Raw genomic sequence first — 17,162 nt, 5'->3', positions numbered from 1 at the left:
TCTTTTATTTCTTTAAATCAATTACGATATCATCTAACGCAATACCCTTATTGCCTCCCAATCTTCGAGGCACAAAACGCTCCTTTACTTCTCCTCCAACTATTGTTACCGAGCCATAATTTTCAGGAGTGTGAATTCTTAAATTAACGTAAGGCGTTATTATTAACTTAGTCGCATTCTCATTAAGTTGTTGGAATGTTTCACTCCAATTAAAATTATAAGGATCTTCACCTGAGCCTCCATTTCCTTCTCCATAATACTGATTACCTATATCATCTCTCACTTTTAAATCAACATCCACTCCATCCCATACACCTCTTATTTCTTGATCTACTTCTTGGTTGTAATATAGAATAAACGACATGGGTGTTATTTCCATTCTCTCCATATTAACTTTTACACCATCTTTTTCTGCACTACCTCTAATCAATTTCTCTTTATTTTCTATTCCTTTTAGATTAATATTAAAATTCCAATCTCCTTTTATCTCTTCTTCTGTTTCTAAAATGTTTATACTTTGTATACTCCATTCAACATTCACTGTAGTTCCTTTATTACTAATTAGATCACTACTTGTTTTTATTAAACCTTTATATTGCCTATCAGCGACCTTAATAATTTCATTGCTTCCTGATTGGGCACCTGCTCCTTTAATAGTTAAAAAATCCAACGTACTTGGATTTTTTCCTAAATCTCTGTTACTTTCTATAGAATAGTTTATTGATACTGTCTTACCATCGAAAATCGCATTATTAATCGTTATCTTAATTCCATTTCTTTCTTTTGTCATATTTAGTACTGTGGCGTATTGTTGATAATTATTATGAAGCCCCGTTTTCTTCTCTGCGTTCGCTTTATAATTTTCATATAACCCTGTTCTACCATTATCTAAAAATCGGAATATATCACCTACAATTGGCAATCCCCCTGCATATGTAGGAAATCCAATACCAAGCGTTGCAACTGATAACCCTACTAAAATAGATGCGGCAGCGACACCTTTTTTCCAACTTTTCATCTTTTTCTTCGTACGTATCGATTGTTTTACATTTCGTTTTACTTTTTCTTTTTCAATTTCAGAAGCCTCAATTTCCTCAAGTTCTCTTTCATCTATATCAATATCATTTAATAGTTCGTAAATGTCTTTCATATGGCACTACCTCCAAAACTAATATTCGTAGCATTTTGTTGTAGTTTCTTTTTCCCACGGTATACACGATTATCGATCGCTGCCCGAGTTAACCCTAACTTATCTCCTATTTCTTCTGTCTTCATACCGAGAAGATATTTCATAATGAACACCTTTTGATCTAACGGTTCTAATTGATTAATAAGCTTCAATAACTCTTCCCTATCTTCCATAACGATTAATTCATCTTCAGCTGACTTTTCCGTACTAATATGAAACTCATCTGAAATAATTTCTACTTTTCTAGTCGCTTTCCGGTAATAATCAATCGCTTTAAATTTCGCAATCGCCGCTATCCATTTTTTAAAGTCACTCGGCTCTCCATGAAATTTATTTGCGTTATTCCAAATGGAAAGAAATATATCGTTTACACATTCCTCTATGAGTCCATCATTTTGAACTGGAAGGAGAACTTTGTGCGTTATTCCTTTTATGAGTGGTAAGTATGTATCGACAACAAATTCTAGCGCATCTTCTTTTTGTCGTTGTAATCTTTTTATAAAATTTTTCTCATTTGATTTCATGTAGCGATTCCCCTTATTTTTTTGTAAAAGCTTTTACACCCTATATAACGTCTTACAAAATATTTTCTCTCATCTTTTTTATTTTTTGTATGTTATGGAATACTTTCCCTACGTCATTGTCTCACATAACTATGTATTACAAGAAAATTTTCTCAAGTCTGCAATTTAATTCATGTAGTACACTATTTATATAGTCATTCTTTAACTTGGTGTACATTTTACTCCGCATTAACGGGCAGTAAATCCCACCTCAAAATTGGGCGAATGCGAGGAAGTTAGGTGGGAGATAACTGCCCGTAAAAGCCCGATTGGTGAGGGCTAATAATCAGTGGGTTATGGAAAAAAAAACCACTGATTAAAGTTTCACTTTATTTCATTAATCTACTTTTCAACATTTTAAATTAGGAGATGAGATGTGTATGTGTGGAATTACAGGTTGGGTAAATTGGAATAAGGATCTTTCCAATGAACATGTTATTTTAGAAAAGATGGCAAATAGTATCCAGCATCGCGGTCCGGATGCTGAAGGATTTTGGTTTTCACCTCGTGCGGCCTTTGCACACCGTCGGTTAATCGTAATTGATCCAGAAGGCGGGACACAACCAAAAACATTTCGTGCTGGTGATTATACGTATGCTCTTACTTATAATGGAGAAATTTATAATTTCCGCGAGCTTAGAGAGCAACTTCAAAAATGTGGTCATGCATTTGAAACACATTCGGATACAGAGGTGTTACTACATGCTTATTTAGAATGGAAAGAAGACTGCGTACAACATTTAAACGGAATTTTCGCTTTCGCTTTATGGGATGATCAGAAGCAACAATTATTTTTAGCACGTGATCATTTAGGCGTAAAGCCACTCTTTTATACTGAAAGAAATGACAGCATTATTTTCGGATCTGAAATAAAAGCACTATTAGCGCATCCATCTGTCCCTGCTGAAATTGATGCGGATGGCATAAACGAAATATTTGGATTAGGATTATTTCGAACTCCAGGATGTGGCGTCTTTAAACATATTCAAGAAGTGCGTGCTGGACATTCTATAACGTTTACACGTGATAAAAAAGTAGTTAAGAAATATTGGAATTTAGAAAGTAAAGTTCATACAGACTCTACTGAAGATACATCATCACATATTTTATCTATTTTACAAGATACAGTAAAAAGACAATTAATTGCCGATGTTCCTCTCGTTTGTATGTTATCAGGAGGATTAGATTCTAGCGGTATTACTGCACTAGCGGGTAAAGAGTTTGCAGCGGAAAATAAAACACTTCATACGTATTCCGTTGACTTTGTAAATAGTGCAAAAGATTTCGAGCTGACATTTGCTCGCACTGGTTTAGACGCTCCTTGGGTAAAACGTGTTTCCGAACATGTAGGGACATCTCATCATGACATTATTGTGAATGCTGAAGAATTAGCAAATCACTTATTCGTCCCTCTCCGTGCAAAAGATTTACCGAGTGCTGGCGAAATGGAAACTTCACTATATTTACTATTTTGCGAAATGAAAAAAGATGCAACTGTAGCTTTATCCGGCGAATCTGCTGATGAAGTATTCGGTGGTTACCCTTGGTTTCATCAAGAGGATTTACTATTTGTCGATAAATTTCCTTGGCTAACAAATTGGAAAAACACTTCCCCTCTTCTACTAAATGAAGTAAATAACCAATGCAACTTAGAAAACTATATTGATACACGCTTCCAAGAAGCGATTCTTGAAGTACCTACTCTTGAAGGGGAAAGTAAAAAAGCCGCGAAACAACGCCAAATGTTTTATTTATTTTTAACGAGATTTCTCCCGTTCTTACTTGATCGTAAAGATCGTATGAGTATGGCTGTAGGCTTTGAAGTACGTGTACCGTTTTGCGATTATAGATTAGTTGAATATTTATGGAACGTTCCTTTCAATATAAAAAGCATTGATAATATTGAAAAAGGCATTTTACGTAGAGCACTGCAACCTGCTTTACCTGACGATGTACGCAATAGAAGAAAAAGTGCTTACCCAACTTCACAAGATCCACATTATTTACAAACAATCCGTCATTTATCACTCGACTTGTGCAGTAATAAAAACAATCCTATTTTCTCACTTATTAATCATTCCACACTACTTGCCATTGCCGATGAAAGCAATAAAGAAATTAACAATTTTGAAGCAAGAAGTGCTATGGAATATATGCTACAAGTAAATGAATGGTTGAAAACATATCATATTTATATTGCTTAACAAAAAGGAGTTCAAGGATAAAAACCTTGAACTCCTTTTATATTAATTAGCGCATTTTTTATTTTCAGTATCAATGGACCATCCAATAATTGTGGCACAATCTCTACCTTTCCACTGCAGTACATTTGTTAATACTGGCTCAATCTGTAAGCAACTTCCGTCGTGCAATATTTCTACTAAAGATTGATCATCATCAAATTTTCGTTTATCACACTCTAAAATACCGTCCGTTGCCATTACAATGTGATTCATTCCTTTTTCTAATCCTCTGACACCTGATGTAAAGCAAGGTGTATTTGCAGCAAAAATATTTTTCCTACCAATATATTCGTAATTCTTCCGTTTATTTAACCGCCCTTTACCATTCTTCGTTTTTTCAGAATGGAATAAATATGCGAAGCAATCACCAACTGATAGCCAATATAAAAATTCGCCTTTTCGCAAACAAATTAAGCATGCAAGTTCCTCATCATCTTGATCACATTTTTCAATAAACAATTCATCTGTAAATAACGCTAATAAGTACATATGCGTATGATGAAAAGCTAAATGTATCGGGTAAGAAAATAACTCTTTTAGTTTCTCTTTTCTTGCTGAAATTGCTTCTATTATATAATCAATATTTTTTGTTTTGTGGTGTGTATCAAAAATCATAACAAATTCAAATTGTAATTCAGGATCCCACCAAGCAAGTACCGCATCTCCTCGTTCATATGCATCACTCTCTTGATTTCCCCCATATACGCCGACTGAAAGAGGACCACATTTTTCAACATGTATTTCATCTACATACATCTGTTCATGACTCATCCATTTGAATGTATTCACAGCTATCATCCTCTCTCTTGCTAAATGTATACCTTTACACATAGATTACCTTATATTTCAATAAAAATAAACTTTTTCAACATTTTTTATCCAAATAAAAGGATTTTATTTCTGTGTTCACGAATATATCTTACTATACGATATAAAAATAGGGGGATTTATCATTATGAAAGACATCAATCAACATTGGGAGAGCATTTATTATCACTTACGATATGAGTATGAGGACAACCTTTCTCACCAAGCCATTCGTATTTTACAACTTATTTCTCGTGAGAAAGATATAACAATTGGAAAAGTCGCTACTGAGCTTAGTCTCTCTCATAACACAGCATCAGAACACGTAAAGCGCCTTATTCAAAAAGGATTTATCATGAAAGAAAGAAACAAACAAGATGAAAGGGTCGTAAACCTTACTTTAACGAAAGAAGGCATTGAAGGATTAGAAAAGCATACTTTACTAGATAAAGAAAAGATAAAAATATTAGAATCACAGTTATCAAAAGAAGAACAACAATTAATTGAAAAAGCCTTTTCGTTATTAGCGAAGGAGGCAAAATATGCATTTCCTCGTTAAAGTAATCGTTTCTGCACTTATTATTGGCGTTATTACTGAAGTCGCTAAACATTATAGTACGATAGGCGGCTTTATTGCTGCCCTTCCTCTCGTTAGTTTACTGAGCCTATTTTGGATTTCTTTAGAAGGCGGGAACAAACAAGAATTAAGTCAATTTGCTATAGGCGTATTATATGGATTTCCTGCATCCGCACTACTACTATTTATCGTCTATATTGGTCTAAAAAACTCATTTTCACTTAGTACATCTGTCCTGTTTGGTATAGGTGTTTGGTGTATCGTTTTTGCTTGTCAAAAATTATTTCAAGCTTAGTTAGGAGGGTTTATTATTTATAAATTTGTAGAGGTATTGGAGCAAACTATAGAAGTATATACAAAAGGAAGTAGTAAACAAACGGTAGTTATTCAGACCGGAATGAGTTGCTCATTTTATGATTGGCTCCCTATTATAGAAAAACTTTCACAATATTTTACAGTCATTTCATACCATCGCCCAGGTTACGGAAAAAGTGAACTAGGAAATTATTCGCGTACTACAAGACAAGCGACAAACGAACTTCATATGTTACTACATGAACTTGCTATTCACGAGCCTATCATTTTAATCGGTCATTCCTATGGAGGCTTATGTGCACAACATTTTGCTATGTTACATGAAGATAAGCTGCAAGCACTTATTTTAGTTGATTCTACTTCTATGAACTTACACCGATTAGATGAACTGCATTTACCAATTTCTGATCAAACGGATTCGGATGATATGTGGCTTCAAAAATATATTACATACTCCAAAATGGATATAGACATGCTTAATAATGAACTAAAACCTATACTCGTTGATCAATCAAGACAGTACATTGAATTTTCTACCTCCCCTCTATTATATAAAGCGACAGCTTCTGAACTATGTGAGTGGAAAAATTGTGCCCGCTCAATAAAAGAGCTACATAAAACATTAAAAACACCTTTAATCGTTATCGGTAGAGACCCTCAATATTCTATTACTCAGTTGACTGAGGATGGCATGCCAAAAGAGGAAGCAACACAACTAGAAACAATGTGGCAAGAACTGATTCATGAACAATTACAACTCTCAATAAATAGCCAATATATACTTGCCGAACATGCTGGTCACGGAATTGAAAATACTCGACCAGATATTATTATTGAAGCAATTCACTCCTTGCAAATAAAAAAAGGAAGCAACTAACGCTGCTTCCTTACTTATCTATTCATAATCTTCTTCATCATCGATTTCTTCATAATACGAATTCCCATTACTTACATATATAGGGCCATTCGCAACGTCAATACGTAATACCCATGCCCATGGCACAGCTAAACGCTTATGTATTGCTCGCCAAAAGCTCATTGATTTTCTCTCGTACTCCTGGAACTCCTGAAGTAACTCTTTGTAGGAGGAACCGTCTAACTGAATATTTGCTTCTAACAAACGAGAATGGGCATAGTACTGCAGCTCTAGTTCAGCAGCAATTTCCATTTCTTCTTCCGTTGCCATACCAATAATTGTTCCATCTGCTGGTGCAATTTCATATACGTTGTGAACTTCAATAAGCCCTTCTTTCTCTTTCTCAAACATGTAAACAGCCTCCTTTAACACATAATTTTTATGTTACAAAGTCATACTTCTACAATAACTTCTCCCTTTCCTCTTTTTTTGATAAACTTTTACAAATTATTTATCTGATAATCTGTAGACTGTATTCTTTCAGCAGAACTAAAACAATTATTATCAAAAGTTAATTTATACACGTCAGGCATATGAAGGGTTTTCCAAAACTGAAAATCATATTTCGAGTCAAAATAATTCATTAGTAACACCATAATATTTCCATGAGTACCTATTACAATATTCTTATTTTCATATTTTTTTAATATATTTTGCATACATATTACAGCACGCCTTTGCGCTACATCATTCGATTCTCCGCCTTCGTGTGCAAAATCCCAATCTTCCCACACTTTTTGGACCGCATCATTAAAATCTGTTACTGGCTCTTTACTTAATAACCTTTCTCGTAAATCTTCTTCTATTTGTATCGATACATTATATGTATTTGCAATTCCTTGTACCGTTTGAATCGCTCTTTTATACGGACTAGAAATCACAACATCAATATGCTTATCTTTTAATAAGCGTGTTACATTCTCTACATCTAAGTGCCCTTTTTCAGATAAGGGACGTACCCTTTCGTCTTTTGTATATATAGAGTGAGCATGGCGAACAAAATATATTGTCGTCATTCATTCATTCCCCCTTTTCTGTTTCTATCCAAATTCAATACATTACCATCAAATCCCTTTACCTTTATAATAAGTGCTGTCAAATTTGAATGTTGATTTTCATATTAATAAAAGGGAAACACCTCTATGGTATTTCCCTCATTTAAAATAGATTACATTCAATTAAATACTTTATCAATTTTATTTCTGTCGTATTCTAATATCCAATCATTATATGTATGATAAATATCTCTAATTGTATTAGGAGAGGTAGCTAATACATCACAACCCCTATCATCATAAACGTGAAATATAGTATTCTTGTTAATATTTATGAAATACACCCTATGAAAAATACGCGGTTTTATTCCCATATCTTGATTACAAATTGCTTTTAGCATAGGAATGTATTTCAAGTCTGAAACTTTACATTTCAAAGTATATCTATGAGTTTTATATACCCCGTCTCCATCGTCTTCTGGAAAAATATAAGGGATTGTATTTTTCTGTAACTTAAACAAAACGGACTTCTCTTTTACATACTTAGAAAAGATATTCAATTTGTGTTTGAAAATTTCACCGTCTGCATAGTCATTTACATCCACTACGATATAAATATCATCTTCTGTTGCATGTAAAGACTGAAATAAAGTAATCGCTCTATTATAAACGCCTTCTAAATATGGGCAGTTTTCATAAATGTTATTGCAATCATAGTTCACACCTAATCTAAAGCGAATACCAATATCCCCATTATAAAATAGAGGTGGTCTAAGTTCTAAATTTGGAAACGTTTCAAGCATATACTCATTCAACCTCATCTCAACACCTACCTTTAATAGCACCTTGTTTACATAATAAAATTATTCTATTATAATTTATTTTTGAATTCCTCACTTGTTATAATGTCTCGAATAAAATAATCTACATTATTTCTCAGCTTTTGATATGCAACTTGATCTTCTATATCGTTAAACATAATGACAACTTCTACTTTATTCCCTTTCTTATTTGTAGTATACAAGCTTTTTGTCAATACGAATGCGGTAGAACCACCTTTTTGACCAGCATATTCGAACTTACTATTTTTAACTGTTCCTTTGAAAATGTTCTCGATTTCTTCTTGCATTGATTTTGGAAAATAATTTCTACTATTTATTTTTTCCATTATACTCATATAATCTTTAGCGTTTGCACTCACTAATCGATCTGACCAAATTCGCTGAAATTCCATATCTACCTTTAATGGAATATCCCGTTTTTTCCATTCTTCTTCATCTTTCATCCATTCATGAATTTGTAATACATGTTTATTATACTCATCCTTTGACATGTTACGTATCATTTCTAATGATCGATTTTCTGGCTCATGAATCTCTTTTTCTACATACCCTCTCATATATAGTGAAGCAGTATACGAAGAGAATTTGTCATGACTAGTAAGCTCTAATTCTTTTATACTTTCATTTACCCTTTCTATTCCAAGCTTATCTAACAAATATGTTGTATTTGCATTAGAACTATAATGAATCATCCCTTTAGCGACTTCTTCTAAAGCGATCTGTCCATTTTTCACTAACTCTCTCGCTTTGGCATCTTCTAACCAGTCAGGATGCGCTCCACCATCAGTGTTTTTAACGTAATATTTTTCTAACTCCTGCAATGAAATTTGTTCATCCCGACTTATTTTTCCTTCTGACACTTGCTTAGCAAATTCAACTGCTATTACAATTTTGGCCATACTCGCTAATGGCAATTTTACATCTTCATTTATAGATGTTACTACTTCCCCATTTTTTCTAATTAGTAATGAACATGTTTTATCACCTTTATGCTCTTTTATGTACTGTAATACGTAATTAGGATCTTCTTTTGACAAATAGTACTTCATAATAAAAAAGAAAGCTATAGCGGCTACTATAATAATTCCTGCAACAATTCCTATAATCTTTAATATGTTCACAATATGCCCCCCTTTACTAAGTTCCCTACTATATAATTATAACGAATCTAATTACAAAATTATACAAAATAGAGTAACTCTTCCTAAAAAAAGAAAGAGTTACTCTATTTCACATGATGTTATTTGTCCATTTAACGTAACAACTATATTTGAGTCGTCACTTTCTTTAATGCTATTTAGTCGATTTGAGTTAGGAGGACCAATTACAACTGACTCCTTAATTGGCGAAAGATCCTTTCCCAATTTTTCAGCACTTACACCGTATGCAGATTGAAATACTTCTGGCGGTGTTAATCTAAGTATGTCTGATCCTTCTGCTGTTTCAAACTGATCGTTATTGAAGAACAAATGTAATTGTACTTCTTCTGTTATCGCTGTAATCCAATGCCACCATCCCATTGGAATAAAGACAGTTTGCCCTGCTTTCACATGATAATTTTGCAATTGATTCGTTTCCGGATTTAAGATAGATGTAATTGCTTCTCCTGATACAACAACATCTAATTCCCACGCATTCGGATGCCAATGTGGTTCCCGCATGTGCCCTTTTGTCATAAATAAATCGACAAACGCTTCACCGATCATTGCTGGTAACTGCGTTGACGTAATTTCATAGGCAACGTTTTTCTCATCTCTTTTAAAAAAGATGTTTTTTCTCGAATCAAAGAAAAGGTTTGGAGTTCCTGAACTTTTCTTTAAATTTTTATTATCTGGAACATAACCTGAACTACTCATTTTATCCCTCTTTTCCACTCCGAACATTTCCATCTTCACACTGTATCGTATGGAAAAAATGTATGAATGTGCCTAATCATTCACATAACAAAAAAACATGCCTTCATGATGAGAGCATGTTTTGTGATATTATTCACATTGTTTAGTTAAAAAATAAACTTTTTACTTACCATGATGTAACATTAAATCACTAAGTTCTTCTTCAATGTGATTTAATTTCGCAACGCCTTCTTTCCATTTATGAATATAACGTGAAACCCCAACAAAAAACAAAACAATAATTGTGGAAAGAATAATACCATATACGATTGCTACAGTACTCATAGTTACACTTCCTTATAATTAGTAATGTGGTTATTAGTTATATTTTTATTATAAACCTTTTTCTTTTAAAATACTTCGATTTCAACTTTTTGTAACAAAATTGACTTTTCTAATATTTCGTTCGTAAAAATGGCATATTTTTCACAAATTATACAAAACTTCACCATATGTACTATTACCATATGAGTTATATTATTTAATAGGAAAAAGGGGATGATATACTATGACGACTTGGTTTATTGTTATGTTAGTTGTATTTGGGGCATTTAAAATTATCGTTTCTAGCCTTCCCAACTCTGTTATTGAATCCATTATTAGTAAGTACGAAACACATCCACAACTTGAAGAAGAGAATTCGACTGTTACAATCAATGGAAATAACTTAGAAGGCGAACAAAAATCCAAAATTATTCATGATTTTAACGAAGGTTTATTTTTAGATCGCTATTATGCACCACCTCACAATGAGGGCACGCCTTTAATTATCAATGCAAAACGTGGTAAAAAAGATTTTACATTTTATATTTATAGTCATGAAGAGCATATTGATGTTGTAAAGCAACATAAAAAGAAAGTAGTTGCTTATAGTTTACGCTCTAAAAACCTTCAAAATAATGATATGTTCGTGTCAGCTGATTTAGCTTAATACCCATATATAAAAGGAATCCATGACATATGGATTCCTTTTTACTATTCACTGAAAAATAAGTTCTGTCTTCAAACTATCTTTCGGTAACAACCATCCTTTTTGTTCTAAACTCTTCATTAATAATTCTCTTTGTTTTGTTGCAATACTTTCCTCTTTTGTTTTAAACGATACTTCTATTACGAAATCATCTTCTATTTTCCCTGTATTACTTAGTGGCCAAACTTCAATATTCGTTTTAATATTTTCAAATTCAGCTGCATACCTTTTCATTAATACAGGGCCATAAATACGAGAATTTTTGAGCATTTCTTCTCCCCAATTCGTATACAACCATTTGTTCATTTTCCCTGGCAACTTTTCTATTAACATGTTTTGAGCAGCTCGTTCGTTTGGTAAATCAAGTACGCCATACCCTTTTGCGCTGTAACTTTTCTTATTTGAAATACTTAACGTTTTTTTCTCAAATCCCCAATCTATTTCTGCCTCATAGTTATCAGTTTTACTATCAAATCCATCCTTTTTAGCCACTTCTAGTGCATCTTGAATTACACCATTTTGAATCGGATATCTTTTTTTATATGTTAGCTCAAAATCTTTACTAAATTCTTTCTTTCGAATTCTCGCAAACCACCCTTCATTACTTAAATTTTTATTTGCCGTATCTAAAAATTGCACTTGTATTCTTTCATAATTTGTACCAGCCTGAAAATATTCTAATATCTCTTGGTTCATTTCTTTGTTGTAACCTAATACTTGTTCGGGCTTTAATAATAACTTCACTTCAAAACTAGGTGTCATCGGACTAGCAGCAAACCCTTCCTGAACGTTATAAAGGAAACAACAAAAGAAAATGCTTACGAATACAAATGCTTTTTTCATATACCTATCCCCTTTACATTTTAAATGACTTCTATACGTTCCATAGTTAGTGAATACACATTTTCATATCCTGCTATGCTAAGCTTTTTCTGTAATCGATCCGTATCCTCTTTCAAAGCGTGTACTAACACCGTATGTTCTGGTAATAATATATTTAACATCTCTTTCACATCTCTTATACTTTGGTGAACTTTATATGGAACTCGCTTCACCCTACATTCTTTACCTACAGGTTCTTTCAAAACTTTGTCTGCAAAACTCCCTTTAGCAATATGTCCAGTAAATATAATGGAATTTCGTTCTTCATATCGCAGTTGTTCATAATATAACTGCGCTCGTTTCGTTTGCATATTCGCATCACTCATTACAACTATTCCATAACTATTTTGCGTATCGATGTCATGATCCATAACGATTACATTTCTTTTTAAACTCTCCATAAGCCCTTCAAGTTCTTCATTATTTTTGATCCAATCTTTATATACGAACATCTGTTGGAATCCATCCAAAATTTCTTGATCTACTATAATGGGAAGTTCTTTATATTTTTCATATAAATACAATACGATATCTTGCGCCCTACCAAGCGGTGGCAATGGTAGTAATGCTATTCCTTTATTTTGTGCAACTCGTTCAATTTCTGCACACAGTTCGTTTACTCTTTCATGTTGCGAAACATCCTCAGTATGATAAGCGGCATCTACGATTGCAACTTTTATATCGTCGCACAATTTCTCAGGTAAATTGGCTCGGAGTATGTTAGACTCTGCTGAATAGTCGCCAGAATAAAATACATATGTATGACTCATATCCACTAAAAACCAAACAGCCCCTAATACATGTCCACTATACCCCCATTGAAACCGTAATGTAGGAGTAATCTGTACCCATTCATTCGGATTACTAATTTCATCAATATATACATAATTTAAATCTTTAACATTTTGGTCGTTATAAGGCACATTCCATCCTTGCGTTAAATTATAGTTTCTCCATTTTTCATAATAAGCGGGAAGTTGCTCCTTCGTATAACGAGTCGTCCAAATTTTTTTCTTATATCCATACTTCGCTAATAAAGGTAAGCCCATCGTATGATCTTCATGAATATGTGATAAAAATACTGCATCTAAAAACGGTACAACTTCCCTCTCTATTTTTGGATAACTATCCTCATATGATCGATTAATACCACAATCAAATACTATTTTCGTCTCTTTATTTTTTACGAAGTAGCAAGAACGACCGTATTCTCCCGCTCCTCCCCATACTTCTATCCTCATCATGCTACCCCTTTTCGTTTTTGCTCCATATGTTGCAGAAGTAATAAACATACTGTTGTAAGTCCAACTGAAACGACAGCCATCGCCATCCCAATAGATACTTCTCCTTGTTCAAATTGAGCGAAAATAAATGTTGCTGACGTTTCTACTGATGGAGGTAGTACGAGAAGCGATGCTACTAACTCTCTTATCGAGATTGTAAATGTCATCGCCCATCCGGCAAGAATGCCCGGGATAATAAGAGGTAATATTATTTTTCTAAAAATATAAATATAATTTCCAGAAAAAATACTTCCTGCCTGTACAAGAGAATCATCAATTTGCCCGAGCGATGATTTTACATACTGCACCGTATAAGGTAAAAAAAGAACGACGTACGTTACGATAACCATGACGGGTGTATTGTAAATTGACAGGGGCATATAGGGTGAATTCCAAAATAAAATAAGCCCTACAACCATCACGATTCCTGGTACCATATTCGGTAACATACCGCACATATCAAGCCACTTTTCAGAGGACTTTTTCCCTTTTCGAATCATAAGCGCCAAAAAGACTCCAATAGTAGCAGCAATAATCGCTGTTATAAGTGAAAAAAGAAAACTGTTCCATAAAGCCTCTAATCCTGGAGATCCAATTGTAAACAATGCTTCATAATGGCTCGTTGTAAAGTTGTTTATATGTAAGCCGCCGCCTCTTAATTTTGACAAAGAAGCAATCAGTATAGAAAAATACGGGATCCCAATTGATACAATTAATAAACCAATTACATAAAACCATGCTACAACCCTTGTAAATATAGACAAAGTATACCTTTTAGATTTCACGCCTTTTCCACTAACCATTGCATATGAATACTTTCGATTCAATACATTTTGCATATACCAAATGAGCATACATGCACTAAGCAATAAAGAAGATAATGCTGTTGCACTACTAAAATCAATCGGCCAACTCGAAATAAATTTATGAATCTCTGATGTTAATACATGAAATCCTATTCTACGTCCGAATGTAGCCGGTGTTCCAAATTCAGCAATCGTCTTTACGAAAATAAGTAAAGCACCCATTACATAACTTGAAACTAATAATGGCAATATTATTTTTCTTAAACGGTAGAAAAAGCCTCCACCATGAACTGCTGCAGCTTCTTCTTTACTACTCCCAATTTGAAGTAACGTGTTTTTCAACATGAAGTAAAGAAATGGGAATAAATGCAGACTCATAATTAAAACCATACCACCTAAACTGAAAAACGAAGATGAAATCATCTTTAGCATCGGGAAAAACTGCTCGAAATAGCCGTTCGGTTGCATGAACAAAATCCAGCCCATCGATCCAATATACGGCGGTGTCATAAATGGAATCATAAAAACAATATCCAATTTACTATACTTTCCAACATCTGTTTTGCTCATAATGAACGCTAATGGAAATGCAAATATGGTTGCTCCTATTACTACGAGTACACCTAGGAGCATTGAGTTTAGAAAAATCCCAGCTAACCCACCATTCTGCATCACTTCAAAAGGCTTTAAAAAATTCCAACTACTATTTTCATATACACTAGAAAATAAAATGAGAAAAAGCGGAATGACGATTAACATCGCCACAAGTAACAGCGCTACCGTCATTCCAATTTGCCGTACTGATACGAATGGATTTACCATGTAATCACCATCTTATTGAAATACTTTCTTAAATTGTTTTCCTATTTCATCTTGTTCTTTCTCAACTGTTTTCCAATCAATATTTAATACTGGAATCTCTTCTACATTCGGTCTATTTTCAGCTTTTATATCTGTTCTGCCCGGTAATAAATACGCTTTAGACACTTGTTTTTGCACATCCTCTGATAATAAATAATCAATAAACTCTTTTGCACCTTCTACATGTTTACTATCCTTCATAATCCCTGCTGCACGCGGGCTAATAACTGTTCCGCTTTTTGGATACACAATATCAACCGGTTCACCCTTTGCTTTTGCACTGTACGTCATATAATCAACACCCGCAATGACCATATCTTTTGCACCTGTTACAACTGGATCTAATGCTTCTTGGTTTGCCCCCGCTACTGTAACTTCATTTTTCTTAAGCTGTTCAAATAAATTCCATCCATCTTTCCCGTTCTTTTTCACGTATCCAGTTACAAAGTCTAAAGCTGAACCTGAAAGTGCTGGATCTGGAAGATTCACTTTTCCTTTCCATTCCGCTTTTGTTATATCGCTCCAATCTTCAGGCGCTGTCTTCACATTTTTTGTGTTATACACAATTCCTAATGCTGAAGCACTATATCCAAAATAATGTCCTTTATCATCCGACCATTCAGAACGAAGCTTATCAGCTTGTTTCGCTTCTTTATAAGCTAACGTTTGCCCATCCTTTTTTAATCCTTCCATCGCTGGTAAAGATGCAAGTACGACTACGTCAACGACTGGATTTTTCTTTTCAGCTTCCATTCTCGCTAAAATCTTACCTGTTGTTCCTTGAAACATTTCTACTTTTATACCTGTTTTCTTTTCAAAGTCCTTTTGTATTTTTTCTGCTAATCCTTTTGGCCCCGCACTATATACAACAATTTTCTTTTCATTCGCATTTTTATTTTTGGCATCTGCACTACCTGTCTTTGAACTACACCCTGTTACTACAGCAGAAAATAATAACGTACATACAAATAAAGACTTAAGCGAACTGAATTTCTTCATACGATTCTCCCCCTATATGATGAATATATTTTTTTGGCACATATAACGATACTGGTTTACCGATGCTTAATTTACTATTGTGATAAGCTGTCCATATTCCAAGTGCACCCATGTTTACTTTCATTTCATACCGTTCTCCTACATATGTAACGTGCTGAATTTCACCTGTATACATTTCACACACTTCATTTTTCGTCCAGCTCACATGCTCTGGACGAATCATTTGTTTACCCTCTACAAGCCAATTTGCCTTACCAACAAATTTTGCAACAAATTCATGAGATGGCTTCACATAAATATCTTCTGGTGTTCCTTTTTGTAATACTTCTCCTTGTTTCATAACAATAATTTGATCTGACATTGACATCGCTTCTGTTTGATCGTGAGTAACATACAATGCCGTTAAACCGATCGAATGAACGATATCCATAAGCTCTAATCGCATTTCTTCTCTCAAGATTGCATCGAGTGCACTCAGCGGTTCATCAAACAAAATAAAATGCGGTTTTGTTACAATTGCTCTCGCAAATGCGACACGTTGCTGCTGTCCGCCAGAGAGTTCATGTGGATATCTTTTCTCCATCCCTTGCAGGCGAACTCGCTTTATTGCATCTTCTACTTTTTCCCGTAATTGATTCGTTTGCTTTGTAGCCCTTAAACCAAATGCAACATTTTCAAATACATTCATGTGTGGCCATAAAGCGAAATCTTGAAATACCATACCGATATTACGTTCATGAGGAGATGTTTTTATTTTTTTCGCACTAGAATACATGCACGTATCTCCGAAATATATTTCTCCTTTATCTGGTTCTTCAAGTCCTGCAATCATTCTAAGTAAAGTCGTTTTCCCGCATCCCGAAGGTCCTAAAAGTGTGGTAAATTCACCTTGTTTCATGACAATTTGTAACGGCTTTAACGCCTGCGTTTTTCCAAAATTCTTTTCTAATCCACTAATTTTAATGTCCATCGTTTCACCTCTCTCCCCTCACTCTTAACCTGCTTTCATTCTATATGGA

General features: G+C 34.0%; 20 protein-coding genes. 5 read left to right on the top strand and 15 right to left on the bottom strand.

Annotated elements, in window-relative coordinates; all coding sequences use genetic code 11:
* Positions 1-4 precede the first annotated feature (4 nt).
* Positions 5-1,150 carry a DUF4179 domain-containing protein gene (locus tag ABH961_RS03895; protein ID WP_098642855.1) on the bottom strand — a complete coding sequence of 382 codons (1,146 nt, stop codon included), beginning with the start codon at positions 1,148-1,150 and terminating at the stop codon, positions 5-7.
* The gene (locus ABH961_RS03890; RefSeq protein ID WP_000840022.1) at positions 1,147-1,713 is read right to left on the bottom strand and encodes a sigma-70 family RNA polymerase sigma factor; all 567 of its coding nucleotides are present in this window, start codon (positions 1,711-1,713) and stop codon (positions 1,147-1,149) included. Before ABH961_RS03890 ends, ABH961_RS03895 begins: the two co-directional genes overlap by 4 nt.
* 419 nt (positions 1,714-2,132) lie before the next feature.
* On the opposite strand from ABH961_RS03890, the gene asnB reads away from it, so the two are divergent.
* On the top strand, positions 2,133-3,956 hold the full coding sequence (gene asnB, locus ABH961_RS03885; RefSeq protein WP_404518916.1) for an asparagine synthase (glutamine-hydrolyzing): 1,824 nt from the start codon (positions 2,133-2,135) through the stop codon (positions 3,954-3,956).
* 42 nt (positions 3,957-3,998) lie between these two features.
* Here the strand turns inward: asnB and ABH961_RS03880 are convergent, their stop codons facing one another.
* Positions 3,999-4,826 carry a PP2C family serine/threonine-protein phosphatase gene (locus tag ABH961_RS03880; protein WP_088062938.1) on the bottom strand — a complete coding sequence of 276 codons (828 nt, stop codon included), beginning with the start codon at positions 4,824-4,826 and terminating at the stop codon, positions 3,999-4,001.
* A 124-nt stretch (positions 4,827-4,950) separates the two neighbouring features.
* Between ABH961_RS03880 and ABH961_RS03875 the strand changes: the two genes are divergently transcribed.
* Genes ABH961_RS03875 through ABH961_RS03865 form a run of 3 tightly spaced genes read left to right on the top strand, consistent with a single transcriptional unit; the run spans position 4,951 to position 6,571 of the window.
* Entirely contained in the window at positions 4,951-5,361 is a 411-nt protein-coding gene (locus tag ABH961_RS03875) for a MarR family winged helix-turn-helix transcriptional regulator (protein ID WP_098080206.1), read from the top strand.
* Entirely contained in the window at positions 5,345-5,674 is a 330-nt protein-coding gene (locus ABH961_RS03870) for a DUF3147 family protein (protein ID WP_000545644.1), read from the top strand. Before ABH961_RS03875 ends, ABH961_RS03870 begins: the two co-directional genes overlap by 17 nt.
* Positions 5,675-5,710: 36 nt before the next feature.
* On the top strand, positions 5,711-6,571 hold the full coding sequence (locus tag ABH961_RS03865) for an alpha/beta hydrolase (RefSeq protein ID WP_141520073.1): 861 nt from the start codon (positions 5,711-5,713) through the stop codon (positions 6,569-6,571).
* 18 nt (positions 6,572-6,589) lie between these two features.
* On the opposite strand, the gene ABH961_RS03860 is transcribed toward ABH961_RS03865, so the two are convergent.
* From ABH961_RS03860 to ABH961_RS03830, 7 genes are all read right to left on the bottom strand, one after another.
* Positions 6,590-6,961, bottom strand: coding sequence for a hypothetical protein (locus ABH961_RS03860; protein ID WP_000461767.1), 372 nt, complete (start codon positions 6,959-6,961; stop codon positions 6,590-6,592).
* Between the two features lie 89 nt (positions 6,962-7,050).
* Positions 7,051-7,626 carry a histidine phosphatase family protein gene (locus ABH961_RS03855; protein ID WP_098068123.1) on the bottom strand — a complete coding sequence of 192 codons (576 nt, stop codon included), beginning with the start codon at positions 7,624-7,626 and terminating at the stop codon, positions 7,051-7,053.
* A gap of 158 nt (positions 7,627-7,784) precedes the next feature.
* On the bottom strand, positions 7,785-8,426 hold the full coding sequence (locus tag ABH961_RS03850; protein WP_098080204.1) for a DUF3885 domain-containing protein: 642 nt from the start codon (positions 8,424-8,426) through the stop codon (positions 7,785-7,787).
* 50 nt (positions 8,427-8,476) lie between these two features.
* Positions 8,477-9,568, bottom strand: coding sequence for a serine hydrolase (locus ABH961_RS03845; protein ID WP_098080203.1), 1,092 nt, complete (start codon positions 9,566-9,568; stop codon positions 8,477-8,479).
* 99 nt (positions 9,569-9,667) lie between these two features.
* Positions 9,668-10,303, bottom strand: a complete 636-nt coding sequence (locus tag ABH961_RS03840; protein WP_098080202.1) for a cupin domain-containing protein — start codon at positions 10,301-10,303, stop codon at positions 9,668-9,670.
* A 162-nt stretch (positions 10,304-10,465) separates the two neighbouring features.
* Entirely contained in the window at positions 10,466-10,627 is a 162-nt protein-coding gene (locus tag ABH961_RS03835) for a hypothetical protein (protein WP_000108701.1), read from the bottom strand.
* 65 nt (positions 10,628-10,692) lie between these two features.
* Entirely contained in the window at positions 10,693-10,809 is a 117-nt protein-coding gene (locus ABH961_RS03830; protein WP_002011946.1) for a hypothetical protein, read from the bottom strand.
* A gap of 41 nt (positions 10,810-10,850) precedes the next feature.
* Here ABH961_RS03830 and ABH961_RS03825 point away from each other — a divergent pair, with 41 nt between their 5' ends.
* Entirely contained in the window at positions 10,851-11,273 is a 423-nt protein-coding gene (locus ABH961_RS03825) for a YfmQ family protein (RefSeq protein ID WP_404518913.1), read from the top strand.
* Between the two features lie 48 nt (positions 11,274-11,321).
* On the opposite strand, the gene ABH961_RS03820 is transcribed toward ABH961_RS03825, so the two are convergent.
* From ABH961_RS03820 to ABH961_RS03800, 5 genes are read right to left on the bottom strand one after another with little or no spacing between them, the layout of a single operon-like run.
* Positions 11,322-12,155, bottom strand: a complete 834-nt coding sequence (locus ABH961_RS03820) for a hypothetical protein (protein WP_098080201.1) — start codon at positions 12,153-12,155, stop codon at positions 11,322-11,324.
* Between the two features lie 20 nt (positions 12,156-12,175).
* Positions 12,176-13,438 (bottom strand): MBL fold metallo-hydrolase, encoded by a 1,263-nt coding sequence (locus ABH961_RS03815; protein ID WP_141520072.1) that lies wholly within the window; start codon positions 13,436-13,438, stop codon positions 12,176-12,178.
* Positions 13,435-15,105 carry an ABC transporter permease gene (locus ABH961_RS03810; RefSeq protein WP_404518912.1) on the bottom strand — a complete coding sequence of 557 codons (1,671 nt, stop codon included), beginning with the start codon at positions 15,103-15,105 and terminating at the stop codon, positions 13,435-13,437. The genes ABH961_RS03815 and ABH961_RS03810 overlap by 4 nt, the downstream gene beginning before the upstream one ends.
* A gap of 12 nt (positions 15,106-15,117) precedes the next feature.
* The gene (locus tag ABH961_RS03805; protein WP_098080197.1) at positions 15,118-16,143 is read right to left on the bottom strand and encodes an ABC transporter substrate-binding protein; all 1,026 of its coding nucleotides are present in this window, start codon (positions 16,141-16,143) and stop codon (positions 15,118-15,120) included.
* Positions 16,121-17,113: an ABC transporter ATP-binding protein gene (locus ABH961_RS03800; RefSeq protein ID WP_000351823.1), complete on the bottom strand. Its 993-nt coding sequence runs from the start codon at positions 17,111-17,113 to the stop codon at positions 16,121-16,123. The genes ABH961_RS03805 and ABH961_RS03800 overlap by 23 nt, the downstream gene beginning before the upstream one ends.
* Positions 17,114-17,162: the final 49 nt, after the last annotated feature.

Origin of the sequence: Bacillus sp. RC251 (assembly GCF_044908765.1) — a bacterium.
Lineage (GTDB): Bacteria > Bacillota > Bacilli > Bacillales > Bacillaceae_G > Bacillus_A > Bacillus_A wiedmannii.
Note: the sequence above shows the minus strand (reverse complement) of the source record. Positions and strands in the feature narration are given on the sequence as shown.

What these genes read in the sequence shown, in the direction of transcription:
- ABH961_RS03895 (WP_098642855.1), bottom strand. Translation starts at nt 1,150, where the DNA reads ATGAAAGACATTTACGAACTATTAAATGATATTGATATAGATGAAAGA.
- ABH961_RS03890 (WP_000840022.1), bottom strand. Translation starts at nt 1,713, where the DNA reads ATGAAATCAAATGAGAAAAATTTTATAAAAAGATTACAACGACAAAAA.
- asnB (WP_404518916.1), top strand. Translation starts at nt 2,133, where the DNA reads ATGTGTGGAATTACAGGTTGGGTAAATTGGAATAAGGATCTTTCCAAT.
- ABH961_RS03880 (WP_088062938.1), bottom strand. Translation starts at nt 4,826, where the DNA reads ATGTGTAAAGGTATACATTTAGCAAGAGAGAGGATGATAGCTGTGAAT.
- ABH961_RS03875 (WP_098080206.1), top strand. Translation starts at nt 4,951, where the DNA reads ATGAAAGACATCAATCAACATTGGGAGAGCATTTATTATCACTTACGA.
- ABH961_RS03870 (WP_000545644.1), top strand. Translation starts at nt 5,345, where the DNA reads ATGCATTTCCTCGTTAAAGTAATCGTTTCTGCACTTATTATTGGCGTT.
- ABH961_RS03860 (WP_000461767.1), bottom strand. Translation starts at nt 6,961, where the DNA reads ATGTTTGAGAAAGAGAAAGAAGGGCTTATTGAAGTTCACAACGTATAT.
- ABH961_RS03855 (WP_098068123.1), bottom strand. Translation starts at nt 7,626, where the DNA reads ATGACGACAATATATTTTGTTCGCCATGCTCACTCTATATATACAAAA.
- ABH961_RS03850 (WP_098080204.1), bottom strand. Translation starts at nt 8,426, where the DNA reads ATGAGGTTGAATGAGTATATGCTTGAAACGTTTCCAAATTTAGAACTT.
- ABH961_RS03840 (WP_098080202.1), bottom strand. Translation starts at nt 10,303, where the DNA reads ATGAGTAGTTCAGGTTATGTTCCAGATAATAAAAATTTAAAGAAAAGT.
- ABH961_RS03835 (WP_000108701.1), bottom strand. Translation starts at nt 10,627, where the DNA reads ATGAGTACTGTAGCAATCGTATATGGTATTATTCTTTCCACAATTATT.
- ABH961_RS03830 (WP_002011946.1), bottom strand. Translation starts at nt 10,809, where the DNA reads ATGGTAATAGTACATATGGTGAAGTTTTGTATAATTTGTGAAAAATAT.
- ABH961_RS03825 (WP_404518913.1), top strand. Translation starts at nt 10,851, where the DNA reads ATGACGACTTGGTTTATTGTTATGTTAGTTGTATTTGGGGCATTTAAA.
- ABH961_RS03820 (WP_098080201.1), bottom strand. Translation starts at nt 12,155, where the DNA reads ATGAAAAAAGCATTTGTATTCGTAAGCATTTTCTTTTGTTGTTTCCTT.
- ABH961_RS03815 (WP_141520072.1), bottom strand. Translation starts at nt 13,438, where the DNA reads ATGATGAGGATAGAAGTATGGGGAGGAGCGGGAGAATACGGTCGTTCT.
- ABH961_RS03810 (WP_404518912.1), bottom strand. Translation starts at nt 15,105, where the DNA reads ATGGTAAATCCATTCGTATCAGTACGGCAAATTGGAATGACGGTAGCG.
- ABH961_RS03805 (WP_098080197.1), bottom strand. Translation starts at nt 16,143, where the DNA reads ATGAAGAAATTCAGTTCGCTTAAGTCTTTATTTGTATGTACGTTATTA.
- ABH961_RS03800 (WP_000351823.1), bottom strand. Translation starts at nt 17,113, where the DNA reads ATGGACATTAAAATTAGTGGATTAGAAAAGAATTTTGGAAAAACGCAG.